Source organism: Enterococcus sp. R12 (assembly GCF_058135755.1).
Map to the genome: position 1 here is coordinate 762509 of NZ_CM176874.1, position 17590 is coordinate 780098.

Annotated in this window: 12 protein-coding genes; 11 read left to right on the forward strand and 1 reads right to left on the reverse strand. The window is 39.4% G+C overall.

Annotation, left to right across the window (positions count from 1 at the left end):
* The first annotated feature begins 61 nt into the window (after positions 1-61).
* The 5 genes from ACTW1R_RS03530 to ACTW1R_RS03550 all read left to right on the forward strand — a co-directional run bounded on the left by ACTW1R_RS03530 (position 62) and on the right by ACTW1R_RS03550 (position 6993).
* Positions 62-940: a carbohydrate ABC transporter permease gene (locus ACTW1R_RS03530; RefSeq protein ID WP_201290607.1), complete on the forward strand. Its 879-nt coding sequence runs from the start codon at positions 62-64 to the stop codon at positions 938-940.
* Positions 941-952: 12 nt separating this feature from the next.
* Positions 953-1810 (forward strand): carbohydrate ABC transporter permease, encoded by an 858-nt coding sequence (locus ACTW1R_RS03535; protein WP_489927409.1) that lies wholly within the window; start codon positions 953-955, stop codon positions 1808-1810.
* A 9-nt stretch (positions 1811-1819) separates the two neighbouring features.
* The gene (locus ACTW1R_RS03540) at positions 1820-2254 is read left to right on the forward strand and encodes an RDD family protein (protein ID WP_034858295.1); all 435 of its coding nucleotides are present in this window, start codon (positions 1820-1822) and stop codon (positions 2252-2254) included.
* Complete coding sequence (locus ACTW1R_RS03545; protein ID WP_489927410.1) at positions 2230-3375, forward strand: glycoside hydrolase family 88/105 protein; 1146 nt, start codon at positions 2230-2232, stop codon at positions 3373-3375. Before ACTW1R_RS03540 ends, ACTW1R_RS03545 begins: the two co-directional genes overlap by 25 nt.
* A 540-nt stretch (positions 3376-3915) precedes the next feature.
* Positions 3916-6993, forward strand: a complete 3078-nt coding sequence (locus tag ACTW1R_RS03550) for a MucBP domain-containing protein (protein ID WP_489927411.1) — start codon at positions 3916-3918, stop codon at positions 6991-6993.
* Between the two features lie 104 nt (positions 6994-7097).
* On the opposite strand, the gene ACTW1R_RS03555 is transcribed toward ACTW1R_RS03550, so the two are convergent.
* Positions 7098-7532, reverse strand: a complete 435-nt coding sequence (locus tag ACTW1R_RS03555) for an Asp23/Gls24 family envelope stress response protein (RefSeq protein WP_115231899.1) — start codon at positions 7530-7532, stop codon at positions 7098-7100.
* Between the two features lie 537 nt (positions 7533-8069).
* Here ACTW1R_RS03555 and ACTW1R_RS03560 point away from each other — a divergent pair.
* From ACTW1R_RS03560 to ACTW1R_RS03585, 6 genes are all read left to right on the forward strand, one after another.
* The gene (locus ACTW1R_RS03560) at positions 8070-9563 is read left to right on the forward strand and encodes a helix-turn-helix domain-containing protein (protein ID WP_271813724.1); all 1494 of its coding nucleotides are present in this window, start codon (positions 8070-8072) and stop codon (positions 9561-9563) included.
* 480 nt (positions 9564-10043) lie between these two features.
* The gene (locus ACTW1R_RS03565; RefSeq protein ID WP_005225213.1) at positions 10044-10424 is read left to right on the forward strand and encodes a DUF7006 family protein; all 381 of its coding nucleotides are present in this window, start codon (positions 10044-10046) and stop codon (positions 10422-10424) included.
* 198 nt (positions 10425-10622) lie between these two features.
* Positions 10623-11216 (forward strand): HD domain-containing protein, encoded by a 594-nt coding sequence (locus ACTW1R_RS03570; RefSeq protein WP_325837133.1) that lies wholly within the window; start codon positions 10623-10625, stop codon positions 11214-11216.
* 90 nt (positions 11217-11306) lie between these two features.
* Complete coding sequence (locus ACTW1R_RS03575) at positions 11307-11672, forward strand: hypothetical protein (protein ID WP_074934516.1); 366 nt, start codon at positions 11307-11309, stop codon at positions 11670-11672.
* Positions 11673-11770: 98 nt separating this feature from the next.
* Complete coding sequence (locus tag ACTW1R_RS03580) at positions 11771-12127, forward strand: RidA family protein (protein WP_156236513.1); 357 nt, start codon at positions 11771-11773, stop codon at positions 12125-12127.
* A gap of 533 nt (positions 12128-12660) precedes the next feature.
* Positions 12661-17523, forward strand: coding sequence for a mucin-binding protein (locus tag ACTW1R_RS03585; protein WP_489927412.1), 4863 nt, complete (start codon positions 12661-12663; stop codon positions 17521-17523).
* Positions 17524-17590: the final 67 nt, after the last annotated feature.

The following is a 17590-nucleotide window of genomic DNA, read 5'->3' on the forward strand; positions in this document are numbered from 1 at the left end:
ACGGCTGTGGTTATTTCGCGTTTATTTTAAAGACAAAGGAGTCATTTGCATGTTGAAAAAAATGAAACGGTCACATTGGTTGATTTACTGTATGTTAATGCCATGGGCCATTGGGTTTGTTGTATTCAAAGTCTATCCCATCGTTGTTTCTTTCTATTATAGCTTATTAGAGTACCCGATTTTAGGAGATCCGGAGTTTATTGGCTTGCAAAATTATGTTGAAATATTCACAAAAGATGATACATTTTCAGCTAGCTTTTTTGCCACCATCAAATATGTTTTGATTGGTACGCCTGCTGTGATCATTGTGTCATTTACAGTTGCAGCTATCTTGAATTTTAAACTCAAAGGAGTAAATTTCTTTCGTACCGCGTATTACATCCCTTCCATATTAGGTGGGAATGTCGCAGTCTCCATTTTGTGGACTATGCTGTTTGATGTTAATGGTCCTGTCAATACGATTCTGAGTGTATTTACACTAGGCAATGACGTAGCGATCAACTGGACCAAAGATCCTAGATTTGCGATTTTTACCTTGATTATTTTAAAAACGTGGCAGTTTGGTTCCACCATGCTGATTTTTCTATCTGCCTTACAAGGGGTGTCCAAAACGGTTTATGAAGCAGCAGAGATGGATGGTGCCTCAAAAATCAGACAATTATTCAGTATCACTGTCCCTATCATTACCCCTGTGATCTTATTCAATGCGGTGAATGTCTTAGTCAAAGCATTTCAAGAATTCAATTCCGCCTATCTGATCACTAAGGGTGGGCCGAATAAAACCACTTATTTCTTGAATCTTTATATTTACGATCAAGCATTTCAAAATGGAAATTATGGTTATGCCAGTGCACTGACATGGATTTTGCTAGTGATAATTGGGGTCTTTACGATTATTATCTTCAAGTCATCCAACCGCTGGGTATTCTATAATGATTAAGGAGGCGAACTAATGGAAATGAGTCGTTCACGTAAACGGATGAATGAAATCATCCGCTATGGTTTGTTGATTGTTTTCGGAATAATTCTGATATATCCCTTATTGTGGATGCTGGGGTCAGCATTTAAGGAAAATCGCGATATTTTCGGGAGTATCAGCATCTTTCCACCAAGAGATCGGATAGTGACGAATAATTTTGCGGATGCTTGGCAAATGACCCGAGACCGATCGATCTGGTTTTTCTTTGGCAACACTTTACGATTTCTAATCCCCAAAACCATTTTTACCGTTTTATCTTGTGTCATTACGGCTTACGTCATTGCTCGCAAGTCGTTTAAAGGGAAAAAGTTTATTTTTGGTGCCGTGATTGTCACATTATTGATGCCAGAACTTGCCTTTCGAATCCCCCTTTATCTTTTGTATCGTGAAGTTGGTCTTTTAGACACCTTTGCCAGCCTGTATGTTGCGGATATGTTTGCTAGTTCTTCCTTCTTTATCTTTATGATCATTCAATTTATGCGGACTATTCCGAAAGAACTAGATGAAGCGGCTGTCATGGATGGCTGCAATGAATTTCAAATTTTGTTTAAAGTCATTATTCCTGTCATCAAACCAATTCTGATTACAGTCGCTCTTCTTAGCTTCATGTGGGGAATGAATGATTTTCAAGGACCATTGATCTATTTGAATAGCTCCGATAAAACAGTTCTATCCGTTGCCTTAAAGCAATTACTCGATGGCGAAGCGATGATTTCATATGGTAGAGTTTTTGCAGCATCTTGTTTAGGCTTATTACCGATGATTGCGATCTTCTTCACGGGTGCGCGGTATTTTGTTGATGGTGTTGCTTCAACAGGAAGCAAAGAATAGGTGGATGCAATGTTGATAAAAAGAGTTCTTGCACAAATTATTGACTTTGTATTAGGTATCTTAACCATCTTTTTAGTTTTTACAAAAGGAATTCCAATTATTAGTCAGATCATAGCAAATGATTTCGTGGTCGTGTTTCTTGCGATTGGTTTGATGGGAAGTCTGTATTTCCTTATTCAATACCCCTTTATGCAAAATCAGCAAACGATTGGAAAAGCATTCTTTCATTTACAGATCATTTCAACCGATCAATATCGCAAAGAGGTACCAGTCGCAGTCATCTTTCAACGGGAGATTTTATGCAAATTAGCCAGCTGTTTCTTCATCTGTTTACCGCTTTTTTTCGGCAAAGAAGGAGGACATGAGGCTTCCACCCACACCAAGTTAATATCAGTTATGAATGCAAAGGAGCAGAGGATTTGGAAGAAATCAGACACTATTTAAATCAGATCATTGAACGTTCATCTCCAGAGTCACCAATCTGGAATCAAGAAGCTCGTTTAGATAAGAAAACGGGGGGATGGAGTTATATTGATGGGTGCATGCTCATCGCTATCCAATCGGTGTACAATACAACCCAGGAGCAAACGTACTTTTCGTTTATTGAAAACTTTATTGACTACTATATTGACGATGAGGGACACCCCGTAGGATACGAGCCAGAGACTTATAATTGCGATTCGATCAATGAAGGAAAAGTCTTATTTCAATTATATGCGCAGACCAAAAAGGAGAAATACCGTAAAGCGTTAACTCACCTTTATCAGCAAGTTGTCTTACAACCGCGGACGAAAGAAGGCAGCATGTGGCACAAATTGATTTATCCGCAGCAAGTCTGGTTAGACGGGCTATATATGGTACAGCCATTTGCTCTTGAATATCAATTAACCTTTGGCACATCTCAAGACATCAGCGACATTGTTCGGCAATTTGAAAATGTTGTGACAGCTATGAAGGACCCTAAAACCGGATTATTGTTTCATGGATACGATTGTACCAGAAGCGCTTTTTGGGCAGACAAAATAACGGGGTGTAGCGCCAACTTTTGGACGCGTTCTATCGGGTGGTTTGCGATGGCATTGGTGGATACTCTCGCTCTTTTAAACGAACGTCAAGAATACGGTTCAGAAAGGAAAAAATTGCAAAGGTATTTGCAAGACTTGATGGAGGCAATCCTCGCTTATCAAGATCGTGAAACGAGCCTGTTTTATCAAGTCACAGATCATATTGGGGCACAAGGGAACTATTTGGAAACAAGTGGTTCAGCTGCATTGAGTTACGTCATGCTAAAAGGTGCACGGCTAAAACTATTACCATCTAACTTTCAAACGATTGGAAAAACAATACTGACCTCGCTTTTAAAAGGCAAGCTGACCTGTGAGAATGGTGTGTTTTCATTGGAAGATATCTGCTTGGTAGCTGGTCTGGGGGGAATCTCAGGAAAAGGCAATTATCACATAAGAGATGGTTCTTATGACTATTATGTATCAGAACCTGTCGTTTGCGATGATGCCAAAGGGATCGGTCCGTTTTTGTATGCCTATAGTGAGTGGTTGTTGCTATAAAAACTGCTCGTTCTTTCAATTATAGATGCGAATATGAAAAATCGAAGAAAACACAAGTCAGAAATAGATGTGGTTGCGAAGAACACTGCAACCTATTAAGTAAAATCATTTAAGAGAACGCTTCTCAACCTATCGAAATGAAGCAACCCCAAAAGTTAGACCAAAAAATCTAACTTTTGGGGATCACTACAAGATGCATGTTATGTGTCTCTTTTTTTTTATGTAAATTCAAAAACAATGTAAATCAGTAATTATAACGCTAACTGAGGCCAAGCTTGGAGCATGAAGGAGCAGGTGAAGTGAACGATCTGTTTGCTTGAATAACCTGTTCGTTAAAACCTGACAAGTTTGGTCATTTCTGATACAAATGTTGACGTGTTCAGAACGATCAACCATGTAATACTATCAAAATGAACAGGGGTATCCTGTGTCTAAAAGTTGTAATTAACAAGTCGTCACCATCATCAGAAGGGGAAGTTTGTCGATAGGTGAAAGATAGGAAAGCGTATCGTATTTAAACGAATATAAAAGGAGAATGTTATGAAAAGGAAATTTTGGGGTTATTTGTCATTGGCGATCTTGTTAAGTCAGCCTGTGTTGGCACCTTTGGCACAAGTTATGGCTGAGGAACAGGAAACCATTCCATCAAACAAAGAAATAACGACATTAGGAACATTAGAAAAAGTGGAGGAGACTACTGAAACAGTCGATTCTTCTCATATAGAAGAAATCAATGGAGACACCACAAGTAACTCAGAATCGCAAGAAGTGGTTAATGATGATGAGAAAAGTGGCTCGACGGAAAGTACAGAAAAAACCCTCCCTGATCCAAGTGAAGACACAGCTAGCTCGGCAACTGAATCATCAGCGGAAATGAAAGAGGCATCTAATCGCAGCGTTTCATTAGACGCTTGGATGCCAGATAAGAATTTGCAAAATGAGGTAGCGAAAGGGCTAAACAAAACAGTTGATACAATCACTCAAGAAGATATGGTGAATCTAAAACAGTTAGATTTTTCTTCTTTAGCCAAAGACACAGTAGTCGATTTTACTGGTTTAGAATACGCTAGCAACTTGCAAGCGTTATACACGACATCTATTATTGCTACGAATGTTCCCAAAATCACTATGGCGGAAAATGCAACATTGTTTACCCGTCCTAATGTACTAGCACACATTCTTCCAAAAGGATCTTTTTCAAATATCCACATAGGAAATTATGATGCCTATTTGACAGCCCAAGAATTAATTGGGGTTGGTCAATATCTTAGTGGATGGGTAACAGATTATCTGACGGTCTATGCAAGTAGCATGACGGATTTTTCTAAGTTAGAGCTATCTCCAGAACACCATCAAAATTCCCAACTATCTATTATGACTCAGGAGAAAATACTATTAGAGCCAATGCTAGTAAAAGATGGCCAATCTGATGTTCTTTATAAAGACCGTATGATGGTTGATACCCAAGGAAATGCGTTGCTCTCTTCTTTGTCCAACAAAAAGTATTCTTATTCGATTCGGGGGATAGATAAAAATGGCTATATCTTTCCCTTATATGAAAATGATGGGTTTGAACTGACTGAAGAAGGAATTCAATTTAAAAATATTCCCGCCAATGTTGCCTATTTGTCAATCACTTCTCTTGTTCCTAATCGTTTATCCACCGAGAGAGCTGCTAGTACAGGTACCATTCAATATTTAGTGAATTATCAAGTACCTGTGAAGTATGTGAATACTGCAGAAGATGTTACGGTCAAGTATCTTGACGAAAACGGACAGACGCTTGCACCAAATGTCACTTTATCAGGGTATGTAGGCGACCCCTTTACTACGGAAGAAAAGGATATCTCAGGCTATACACTGAAAGAGATCCAAGGGGATAGGATAGGGACCTTCAGTGATGTCGCGCAAGAAGTCGTTTATGTCTATGAGCGTAGTGATGCAGCGCCAGTGACGGTAAGATACGAAGATAAAGAAGGCAATGAATTGGCAGCACCAACCGTAATGAATGGCAAAGTAGGGTTACCCTATACAAGTGAAGCCAAAACAATCAATGGGTGGTACGTTTCTCAAACACCAACTAACGCTAATGGGACTTATAGTGAAACAGCTCAAGAAGTCGTTTATGTCTATGAGCGTAGTGATGCAGCGCCAGTGACGGTAAGATACGAAGATACAGAAGGCAATGAATTGGCAACACCAACCGTAATGAATGGCAAAGTAGGGTTACCCTATACAAGTGAATCTAAAGCAATCAACGGCTGGTATGTTTCCCAAACACCAACTAACGCCAACGGGACTTATAGTGAAAATGCGCAAGAAGTCGTTTATGTCTATGAGCGTAGCGATGCAGCGCCAGTGACGGTAAGATACGAAGATACAGAAGGCAATCAACTATCTGCCCCGACAGTATTGAACGGCAAAGTAGGTTTGCCCTATGAAAGTGAAGCCAAAGCAATCCCAGGCTGGTACGTATCCCAAATGCCAACTAATGCCAACGGGATTTACAGCGAAACAGCTCAAGAAGTCGTTTATGTCTATGAGCGTAGCGATGCAGCCCCAGTGACGGTCAAGTATGAAGATACAGAAGGCAATGAATTAGCAGCACCAACCGTAATGAATGGCAAAGTAGGTCTGCCATATGAAAGTGAAGCCAAAGCCATCCCAGGCTGGTACGTTTCTCAAACACCAACTAACGCCAACGGCAATTACAGCGAAACGGCACAAGAAGTCGTTTATGTCTATGAACGTAGTAATGCAGCGCCAGTGACGGTCAAGTATGAAGATACAGAAGGCAATGAATTGGCAACACCAACCGTAATGAATGGCAAAGTAGGTTTGCCCTATGAAAGTGAAGCCAAAACGATCCCAGGCTGGTACGTTTCTCAAACACCAACTAATGCCAACGGGACATACAGCGAAACAGCTCAAGAAGTCGTCTATGTCTATGAGCGTAGTGATGCAGCGCCAGTTACTGTGAAGTATGAAGATAAAGAAGGGAATCAACTATCTGCCCCGACGGTATTGAGTGGCAAAATAGGTTTACCATATACAAGTAAAGCTAAAGCCATCCCAGGCTGGTATGTTTCCCAAATGCCAACTAACGCTAACGGGACTTACAGCGAAACGGCACAAGAAGTCGTTTATGTCTATGAACGTAGTGATGCAGCACTGGTTATCGTAAGATATGAAGACATGGAAGGAAATCAATTAGCTGAACCAACGATCCTTAGTGGAAAAGTTGGCTTGTCTTATGAAAGCAACGCCAAAGAAATATCTGGCTGGCGGGTTTCAAAGACGCCTAAAAATGCAAAAGGTACCTTCAGTGATACCGTCCAAGAAGTTATTTATGTTTACAGTGCTGATAAAGAGAATGAACCGGGAGAAGATTCAGGAGAAGATACACCAGAATCAGAAAACAAGACGCCGAAAGAAGAGAACGGGAATAGCTCAGGAAATAATAGCAAGCAAACAAACACACAAACCAAATCAAAAAATAAGTTGCCTGCAACAGGAGAACAACTTACAGGTCAACGAATCATGGGCTTTTTGGGAGTCATCACTGTTCTGTTTTCTTTCGTAGTAATTTTGAGACGAAAAAGAAAAACTGAAAATTAAAAGCTATTTAATAGAGAGGAAAGAGTATCCAGAATTGATTGTTTTCTGGATACTCTTTGTTTAACCCTATTTAAATATGAGCGAGAATATTAGATTTTTATCAGTTATCTTTCGAATGTTACGTTCTTGAATTCATCATTCAAGCCATCCCGATAGGCAATAGTCAAGACTAATTTTCCTGTTGTTTTGTCATAGTCTATCACGTTTAGTTCTAGAGAGAAGTTCTTAACATTGGCATCAATATAAGAAACGATTTCTTTTTCTTCCTCACCGATTTTTATCGAAAGTGTGCTTTCACCTAGTAAATTCGCATCATCCAGAACTGTTTTTGCTGAGCGAATTTCAGGCTGATAGAAGACAGTGTTTGTTTGAGTTAAATAGGTTCTATTTATTCGCAACGGGACTGTGATTTTTCCAAAGTCATTTGAGACAACGATCCCAGGTTTATTACTAGGGGATAGAAAGACAGCGATACCTATTAAAATTAGAACGAGAATACTAGCAACACTTGACCATACTATTTTTTTTGATATTTTCATTGATTTCAGTTCATTCAGCGAAGCATGAATAACTTTCCCCCATTCTTTTTAAATAACGTAAGAAGTTAGCTTGATTATGGCGAAGATACTTTAAAAATGACTGTCACTAATTTTCAACTATATATAATCATAATCTTGATTGATAGAAAGTAGAAGCTTTTGGAATTGTTGAAATGCTCAAAGGCTACCTAACTATTCGATTGTAAATACTCCTAAAAACCGACTCTCTTATTATCGTAGCAAAATATACGGTCTTTTACTTTTATTATTATAAAATAATTTTTTGATAAATAGCGGTTTGGACTGTTTTGTCGTCTTAAACTAGCTGTTAGAAAGAGCAATGTTCTCCAGATGCAGTAACTCGTAGTTCTAAGTAGTTGTAGCCATGATTTTGCTTATCCTAAATGATTCAGAAGGTGATAGCTTAAGAGATAACTTCTTATAAAATGAAATAAGTGATCAATGAATACACACTAAATGAAAATAGATCGTGAAAGGAGTATAATTACCTTAAAAATAAAGTTAAGAGGTATTAGTATGTATAAATTTCTTTTAACTAAATTAGACCAAGATGTTTATGAATTGTTTGCGCATTTTTTTGAGCAGGCTGTGGAGCGTGAAAAACTAAATGTCCTTGCTGAAAAGACTAACTTATCAAAACGAAGAATCGTCTTAGTTTTTGAGCGAGCACTTGATTTGCAAAAGGCGTATCCTTATTTTGAGATTGCGTTGCATGAAGGTAGAGAGATGACGCTTTATTTTGCACCGAATTTTCTTTTGTCTAAGCTTTATTCGGTCATGCTAGAAGAAAGTATGCCATTTCAAATTTTAGACAGACTCTTTAGTGATAAATATGTTTCGCTGGAAGAAACCGCCCAACAACATTATGTCAGTAATCGCACCGTTCAAAGAAAACTAAAGGAAGTAGAAGCGATTCTTGAAAATTATCACATTCGACTGAATCTAAAAAGAAAACCGCTTTTTGTGGGAGAAGAATACCGCATTCGGCATTTTTTCCATATCATGTATTGGCAGATCTATGATGCAACGAACGCGCGTTATAGTGGCTTGTCGAAACAAAGTGTCAGTACATTGAAGAAAAAGTTGACAAGTTATCCTAGTTTTTATCGCGGGATTGATCAGGAAAAATTTGTTCAATTGTTGGCGTTAAGTATTTATCGTTTTAAAAGAGGCTTTCCTGTAAAAGAGATTCCTCAAGAGATGAGGGAGATGAGGCATCTGACGATTCCCTTTGATGAGTTTAAAGAAGAGCTCATCAAGCCGTTGCTAAGAGACAATTTGATTCTAAATGGGCTTCCAGAAACAGAGTTTCTCTTCTTGTATTATATGTTTTCTGTCATGACGACGTACTTACCCGAAGAGATTCCTAGTCAGTTAACAATTGGGGATCATTTTTCTCCTCAAGCAATCGCTGCAGCAAGGCTATTTACGGAAACCGCCCAGAAAGTTTTTCTCGTTTCTGAAAGTAATATTGATTATCTGTTGGTTAATGCCTTGAATATTCATTCGGTTTCGCTTCTTTTTGCATCGAAAAATAAGATCGATGCCTTTGGAAAAACAACAACAGACAAAGATTATCGTCGTGTCTTTCCTAAGATTTTTCCGCTTGTTCAGGAGATGTATCCATCGTTAGCGCAACAATCACCAATTTTTGTAACCATGTATGAAGCGAACAATCGCTTGCTTTTTCAATATAGTATGCTTCTTTCTTTGGTAGCAAAAATTGATCGTTCTACGGTTCGAATTTTTCACGAATCAAAATTCGGAAAAATCCAAGAAATCAGACAAAAGGAACGATTGAAGCGCTGGTTCGGAGACACACTTTCATTTGTTTCCGAAAATCCCGATTTTGTCGTGACAGATTATCCCGTCAATCGGCAAGCCTTTATTGACCAAAACCCTAACGTCCAATTTTTTAAATGGAATAGTTTTCCAACAGGTGATCGCTGGCTTGAACTGATTGAAGCAGTTGAAAAATTCCAGAATGAGTTTAGTCAAAAACATACGTAAAACTGTGGATTGCACAGTATGAAAAAAGGAGGATTCTCAAAAACAGAGAATCCTCCCTTTTTTAGTGGGAAGTGAAAAGTTTTGCACATCGTTTCTCAGATTTCCTATGTAGTTTGTCAAACGCTCAAACGGCTACTGGGCTTGTTTACTTTTATGAAACTAAAATTGATACGATCCAACTCAAAGGTACCTAACAGGACTTTATTTGCTTCTAACAAACCAATGATTGGCGTCTCCTTTCCTAAAAAACATGTAATAATGCAGGCATAAAGACATCGGTCAATAGAAACATTTTACGAAAAAGCGAAGCTAAAAAGTGTTCGAATCCTCTATCTAACGTAATGCTAATGATTTCAGCCTAAACGCCGATTTCCTTTAGACATTTCCATAGAGTACGCATCGACGTATTCGTTCCAACTACAAACATATAAACAGGGTTTTACATAAGATTCACCAATGAATAGAACAGGAGGGCTAAAGATGGAGTCAGCATTTAAGATCCATTCAATGGAAGAATATTTAAACTTCTACATGGAAGAAACGGAGCGGCTTTTTTTCAAAGAAGAGTTTCCAGAACTCAAAGAAAAGATTCTTGCCAATTGCTTCGAAATCAAACGAGCGATCCAAGAAATCAATCACGAAAACTTTTTTGAACAGTATGCGAGAATCAATACATTAGAAGCAGAGATTTTGATTATTTTGGAATGCAGTGAATTGCGGGGGAGTGACAATGTGGTTCCTTTTGCTGAAGCAGAAATTTTGCAAGTGGCGAAACAAGATAGCAAAACCTATTTTAAAGAAAGATGTGGGCTGACATTGATCGCGCCTACGCCACATTCATTGCATTTTTCCGTGGAGTAGTTGAAGTATCAACAAAGATCATTAGTGAGGAAAAAGTGTTGTAGGAAGTTTGAAAGGAGCCTTTCATTAAGGTTTGTGCAGGAGTAATTGTTTTACCAAAAGAAAAGGCTGCAGTCTTTTTATGCAACGTTGGACGCATTGTGGAAAAAAGCTGTACCTTTGATATAAATTTTTTTAACAAATAATTGGAGGTCAAATATGAATGCAATAGAAAAGAGGATCCAGTTTATTGTCGAAGCTGACAAGCTTAAATCTATCCTTAGACAATCGACACTGATCTATGATAGAAACCAACGGGAAAATGATGCAGAGCACACCTGGCATTTGACATTATGTGCACTATTGCTTGCAGAACATGTCGCAACCGAAGGGCAAGTGGATTTGTTGCGAGTACTCAAAATGTTAATTATTCATGACATGGTAGAAATCGAAGCAGGTGATACCTATTGTTATGATGAAGCTGGGTACCTGGATAAAGTACAGCGAGAACGGGAAGCAGCTACAAGTTTATTTTCTACATTACCGAGAGAACAATATGATGAATTTATGGCTTTGTGGGAAGAGTTTGAGGAGATGGCAACCGTAGAAGCAAAATATGCAGCGGCAATCGATAGGTTACAGCCTGTCTTGCAGATATACTACTGTGACGGGAATACCTGGTTAGAAAATAACATTGATGTTGAACGCGAATTAAAACGAAACGAGGTCATCAAAGAAATTATTCCAGAAGTTTGGGACTATGTTAGAAAACTTATTGATGATGCCGTAAATAAAGGCTGGCTGAAGCAATAAAGCAAAAATCAATAAGCTGCTAAACATGAGCCAAAGTAGAAGAGCATCATCAAAATGAACACTAAATGTACTAGAAGAGAAGGAATGGTTATGAGTATCGGGGAAGCAGGGTATATTTTTACAAAGTATTTTATCGTAACAGTGTCTATTCTTACATCAATATATGGAGGCTATTGGGTATACTATGCCTTTGTCCAAACGAAAGATGAACAAGAAAAGTCGCTTGTTTGCTACACGGCAGCAAAAGCATTCGGTGTCACTGCCCTCTTGTTTTTCCTCTATTATCTTTTACAGCTGATCGTAAAAGCCGCAAATGTAAAGCAGCTGACAAGGCTTTGGCAGATTCTTCATTTTGGAAGTCGTGATGAGTTTTCTGTAGGAATGGCTCTTTCCATCATGATGGTGGTCCTAGGTGTTTTTCTTTTGGTTGAAAAACGAAACATTCATTTGCGGTAATCACTGAATTTCCTGAGATTTGGCAAAACATAGGCATAGAAGTTTTTTTTAAAAGTAGTGAAAAAAATGGCTCAAACGCAAAAGGAGTAAAGAAGAGAATGATAAAGCGTTACGATGTTAATGAGGAATGGGCGCTTTCAGGCGTGATCGAAGCAGGAAATTTTGTTTTTGTTGGCTATTGTGTGGGAAATATTGGCGAGCCGATCGAAAAGCAGATTGTAGGGGCACTGAAGCAATTAGAAGCGCGATTGAAATTGGTGGATTTGGCACTAGCAGATGTGGTAAAGATGGATGTACTTTTCAAAAATATTTTTGATATTCCGATTATGGAAAAGACTTTGAAAGAAACCTTCCATGGGAAATTTCCTGTTAGAAAATCGATTCAGACTGAATTTGCTCATTCTGGCGAGGTGGGGATTCTTTTTCAAATTGATGCGATAGCTTTTAAGGGATAGTGCGATAAAACGAGTACGTTTCGAAAAAAACGGAACGTCTCTTTATGGTTACCTATCGGCAAAAGTAATGGCAAGCCAGTGTTTTCTTGAATGACGGTGTTGCTTACGGCTTCATTGATTAAAAAAGCAGACAAAGAAAAGGGGGCTGAAGAATCAGTCCTCTTTTTTTAATCTAACACATCTTTTTTAGAATCACGGAACTCCCATCAGTGTGGTAAGTTATTGAGAAGAAAGAGTTAAAAATAGAGTGTAGTCTGACAATAACGTGTTATTTATTGTATTTTGTATACACTTTTAGCGATCGCCCCCTTCATATTCCTTTATTTTCTTTTTATAAAATAGGACTTTTTTTGTATTTTTCAAGCCGTTTATTGTCGTGTCCTGATCCGAGAACCATGTAATAATGCAGGCATAAGGAATGAGAACAACGAACGTATTACATAGAAGTAAGAAGTAGTTGTCAACGGGCAGCTTTTTTGCGTTGGGGAGAGTGTCGCTGTGCTTATTCACTTAAATTGAAAGAGGGAACAGTAATGAAAAAATCAGCGAAGCAAGAACTATTGACACGTCTTCTTGTTAGTTTGTCAGTGTTTATTTTGGGAAGCCCAATTGTCACACAAGCAGTTGTTAGCATTCCTGCTGCGGCCGAAACAATCAGCACTTCAGAGATAGAGGAAGCAACACTGAGTACGAGTGAGAATCTTTCTGAACAGCAAGTTTCCGAACCAGCAGTAACGGAGGAAACGACCACTTCTGAAACGGGGAGCAAAGAAAAAGCAGTTGAACAAGAAATAGTCGAGACAACTCCAGTAGAAGAAACGGAATCTGATCAGCGAACAGAACAGTCTGCAGAAAACGCCAGTACAGAAGAAGACACAGAAAGCAGTATGGCGGCTGATGAGAGTCAGGAAGTAAAATCTGCGCTAGCAGAAAATATATTGTGGACGGGCATGTGGGGGACGGCGCCAGCAACATTAGATATTGAAGGGGTCTTGACTGTAGGAGCAGGTACACTGTCTACCACCGTGGATCAAGTGATCCCATTAGATGATTCTCTCAAAAACATGGTCATCAAAAAAGTTGTTCTCACTGCGCCAGTCATTCTGCCAGCAAATGTGCCTGGTCTGTTTGAGAGCACCTCTCATTATGGAAAAGTTCCATCAGAATTGGATGAGATTGTTGGGCTGACTTATCTTGATACGAGTCAAGCAACGACAATGAATAGTATGTTTTATGGATTTAGAGGAACAACGCTAGATTTGTCGAACTTTGATAGCAGTGGTGTAATAAGTTCTTTAGGAGCTGGGATGAACCAGTTTTTAGCCAATGTTTGGTATTTAAAGGAATTAAAGTTAGGACCAAATTTTAGTTTTGTAGGATGGAACAATTGGTCAAGCAATCCCTATCCAGTGAACTTAGTTGACCCTAGTCGAATGTATGGTTTTCATTCCAGTTACTATACCGGCTATTGGCAAAATGTTGGGACTGGTACCGTCGATGCGCCATATGGTGAAAATATATTGAAGTCACAGGAGCTAGTGTTGACCTATGATGGAGAAACAATGGCGGACACCTATGTGTGGCAGCCTCGGTTTATTGAAGGCGCACCAGTCACTATCAATTATTTAGATGAAGATGGTCAGGAATTGTTGCCTCCGAATGTACTGACTGGTGGAAATATTGGCGATTCAATTGAAGTTATTCCTGAAGATATTCCTAACTATACATTGAAGGAAGTCCATGGTGATGAGAAGGTTGTCTTTAGTAATGTTCCGCAAACGGTCACGTATATCTATAGTCCCTTGATAGAAACCAAGGAAGAAAGGAAAATTGTCGCACGAATCATTCACTATTTGCATGAAGACGGTACGGAAGCTGCTCCAGATCATGTAGATACAGTTGAATTTACTCGAGAAATAAGGACGAATCTAGCCACTGGCGAAGAAACGTTCGGTGAATGGCAAGCAAGAGATGATGATACAACCTTTGACTTAGTCAAAAGTCCAGAGATAGCCAACTACTATACAGACAGGGATTTTATTGATGAAGTCATGGATGTAAAGGCCGATTCAGAAGATATTGAAGAATTTGTCATTTACTCGCCAAAGATAGTCGAATCAACGGAAACAAAAGAAGTCAAGCGAATGATCCATTATGTGTATGAAGACGGCAAAGAAGCTGCGCCAGACAATGTAGACACGGTCACGTTCACACGCACAGTGACCACGAATGAAGCAACCGGTGACAAAACTTTTGGTGAATGGCAAGCCAAAGATGATGATACAACGTTTGATGAAGTACAAAGTCCTGAAATTGACAAATACAATGCAGACCAAAAAATGGTTGATAAAGTCATTGAGTTGACTGCAGAATCAGAAGATCTTAAAGTAACGGTCACTTATTCGCCAAACATGATCGAATCTACGGAGACCAAAGAGGTCAAGCAAACGATCCATTATGTTTATGAGGACGGTAAACAAGCCGCACCAGACAAGACGGACACTGTGACTTTTACACGGACAGTGACAACGAATGAAGCAACAGGTGACAAAACTTTTGGTGAATGGCAAGCCAAAGATGATGACACGTCGTTTGATGAAGTGAAAAGTCCTGAAATCAAGAACTATCACGCAGACAAAACAAGCATTGAGGAAGTCACAGGTTTGACAGCAGAGGACAAAGATCGCGAAGTGACTATCACTTATTCGCCAAACATGATCGAATCTACGGAAACCAAAGAAGTCAACCAAACGATCCGTTATGTTTATGAAGACGGCAAAGAAGCCGCCCCAGACAAAGTAGACACGGTCACGTTCACACGCACAGTGACAACGAATAAAGCAACAGGGGAAAAAAACTATGGGGAATGGCAAGCTAAAGATGATGATACAACGTTTGATGAAGTGGAAAGTCCTGAAATCAAGAACTATCACGCAGACAAAACAAGCATTGAGGAAGTCACAGGTTTGACAGCAGAGGACAAGGATCGTGAATCGACTGTTACTTACTCACCAAATATGACTGAGTCAACAGAAACCAAAGAAGTCAAACAAACGATCCGTTATTTTTATGAGGACGGTAAACAAGCCGCACCAGATAAACTAGACACGGTCACCTTTACACGCACAGTCACAATGAATGAAGCAACAGGTGACAAAACTTTTGGTGAATGGCAAGCCAAAGATGATGATACAACGTTTGATGAAATGAAAAGTCCCGAAATCAAGAACTACCATGCAGACAAAACAAGCATTGACGAAGTTACAGGTTTGACAGCTAACACCAAAGACTCCGAAGTAACTGTTACTTACTCGCCAAATATGACTGAGTCAACAGAAACTAAAGAGGTCAAGCAAACGATCCATTATGTGTATGAAGATAGTAAACAAGCCGCACCAGACAAAACGGACACTATTACTTTTATACGAACTGTCACAATGAATGAAGCAACAGGTGACAAAACTTTTGGTGAATGGCAAGCTAAAGATGATGACACAACGTTTGACGAAGTGGAAAGTCCTGAAATCAAGAACTATCACGCAGACAAAACAAGCATTGATAAAGTCACAGGTTTGACAGCAGAGGACAAGGATCGTGAATCAACTGTTACTTACTCACCAAATATGACTGAGTCAACAGAAACCAAAGAAGTCAAACAAACGATCCGTTATGTTTATGAGGACGGTAAACAAGCCGCACCAGATAAACTAGACACGGTCACCTTTACACGCACAGTCACAATGAATGAAGCAACAGGTGACAAAACTTTTGGTGAATGGCAAGCCAAAGATGATGATACAACGTTTGATGAAGTACAAAGTCCTGAAATCAAGAATTATCACGCAGACAAAACAAGCATTGACGAAGTTACAGGTTTGACAGCCGACACCCAAGACCGAGAATTGACCGTTACTTACTCGCCAAATATGACTGAGTCAACAGAAACTAAAGAGGTCAAGCAAACGATCCATTATGTTTATGAAGACGGCAAAGAAGCCGCCCCAGACAAAGTAGACACGGTCACGTTCACACGCACAGTCACAACGAATGAAGCAACAGGAAAAAATACCTATGGTCAATGGCAAGCCAAAAATGATGACACGTCGTTTGATGAAGTGTCAAGTCCAGAAATTGACAAATACAATGCAGACCAAAAAATGATTGATAAAGTCATTGAGTTGACTGCAGAATCAGAAAATCTTGAAGTAACTGTCACTTATTCGCCAAACATGATCGAATCTACGGAAACCAAAGAAGTCAACCAAACGATCCGTTATGTTTATGAAGACGGCAAAGAAGCCGCCCCAGACAAAGTAGACACGGTCACCTTCACACGCACAGTTACAACGAATGAAGCAACAGGTGACAAAACTTTTGGTCAATGGCAAGCCAAAGATGATGACACGTCGTTTGATGAAGTGAAAAGTCCTGAAATCAAGAACTATCACGCAGACAAAACAAGCATTGAGGAAGTCACAGGTTTGACAGCAGAGGACAAAGATCGCGAAGTGACTATCACTTATTCGCCAAACATGATCGAATCTACGGAAACCAAAGAAGTCAACCAAACGATCCGTTATGTTTATGAAGACGGCAAAGAAGCCGCCCCAGACAAACTAGACACAGTCACCTTTACACGGACAGTTACAACGAATGAAGCAACAGGTGACAAAACTTTTGGAGAATGGCAAGCTAAAGATGATGACACGTCGTTTGATGAAGTGAAAAGTCCTGAAATCAAGAACTATCACGCAGACAAAACAAGTATAGATGAAGTCACAGGTTTGACAGCCGACACCAAAGACCGCGAATTGACCGTTACTTACTCGCCAAATATGATTGAGTCAACAGAAACCAAAGAAGTCAAACAAACGATCCATTATATGTATGAAGATGGTAAGAAAGCCGCTCCAGACAAAACGGACACTGTTACTTTTACACGTACAGTGACAACGAATGAAGCAACAGGTGACAAAACTTTTGGAGAATGGCAAGCGAAAAACAATGATACGACCTTTGATGCGGTGAAAAGCAAGAATATTGATGGCTACACGGCAGATGTTACGACGGTCAAAGAACAAACAGGATTGACTGTGGAAGATGAAGATAGGGAACTGACTGTGACGTATATAAAAAATCCAACCGAACCGACAGACCCATCAAAAGAGCCAAGCAACACACCAAATGATCAGACAAATCCAGAAGCTACGACATCGTCTACTGATAAGGAACCAACGACTAAAGTACCAGAAACAACAAAAACAGCAACTAGTGAAAAAATTCTTCCGAAAACTGGGGAACAAGCAACGCCGTACGGTTTGTATGGAGGAGTGGCATTGGTTGTCGCATCACTATTAGGTCTCTTTATGAAACGCTCAAAAAGAAAGAGTGAGTAAGAAGGATCGAAGAAACGCTTGAAGAAGCTTTGATCGAGTGTTGCTTATACTAAATTAGAGGTAGGAA

Excerpts from the sequence above, each read along its gene's own strand:
- ACTW1R_RS03530 (WP_201290607.1), top strand. The coding sequence starts at position 62 with ATGAAACGGTCACATTGGTTGATTTACTGTATGTTAATGCCATGGGCC.
- ACTW1R_RS03560 (WP_271813724.1), top strand. The coding sequence starts at position 8,070 with ATGTATAAATTTCTTTTAACTAAATTAGACCAAGATGTTTATGAATTG.
- ACTW1R_RS03540 (WP_034858295.1), top strand. The coding sequence starts at position 1,820 with ATGTTGATAAAAAGAGTTCTTGCACAAATTATTGACTTTGTATTAGGT.
- ACTW1R_RS03550 (WP_489927411.1), top strand. The coding sequence starts at position 3,916 with ATGAAAAGGAAATTTTGGGGTTATTTGTCATTGGCGATCTTGTTAAGT.
- ACTW1R_RS03585 (WP_489927412.1), top strand. The coding sequence starts at position 12,661 with ATGAAAAAATCAGCGAAGCAAGAACTATTGACACGTCTTCTTGTTAGT.
- ACTW1R_RS03570 (WP_325837133.1), top strand. The coding sequence starts at position 10,623 with ATGAATGCAATAGAAAAGAGGATCCAGTTTATTGTCGAAGCTGACAAG.
- ACTW1R_RS03565 (WP_005225213.1), top strand. The coding sequence starts at position 10,044 with ATGGAGTCAGCATTTAAGATCCATTCAATGGAAGAATATTTAAACTTC.
- ACTW1R_RS03555 (WP_115231899.1), bottom strand. The coding sequence starts at position 7,532 with ATGAAAATATCAAAAAAAATAGTATGGTCAAGTGTTGCTAGTATTCTC.
- ACTW1R_RS03535 (WP_489927409.1), top strand. The coding sequence starts at position 953 with ATGGAAATGAGTCGTTCACGTAAACGGATGAATGAAATCATCCGCTAT.
- ACTW1R_RS03580 (WP_156236513.1), top strand. The coding sequence starts at position 11,771 with ATGATAAAGCGTTACGATGTTAATGAGGAATGGGCGCTTTCAGGCGTG.
- ACTW1R_RS03575 (WP_074934516.1), top strand. The coding sequence starts at position 11,307 with ATGAGTATCGGGGAAGCAGGGTATATTTTTACAAAGTATTTTATCGTA.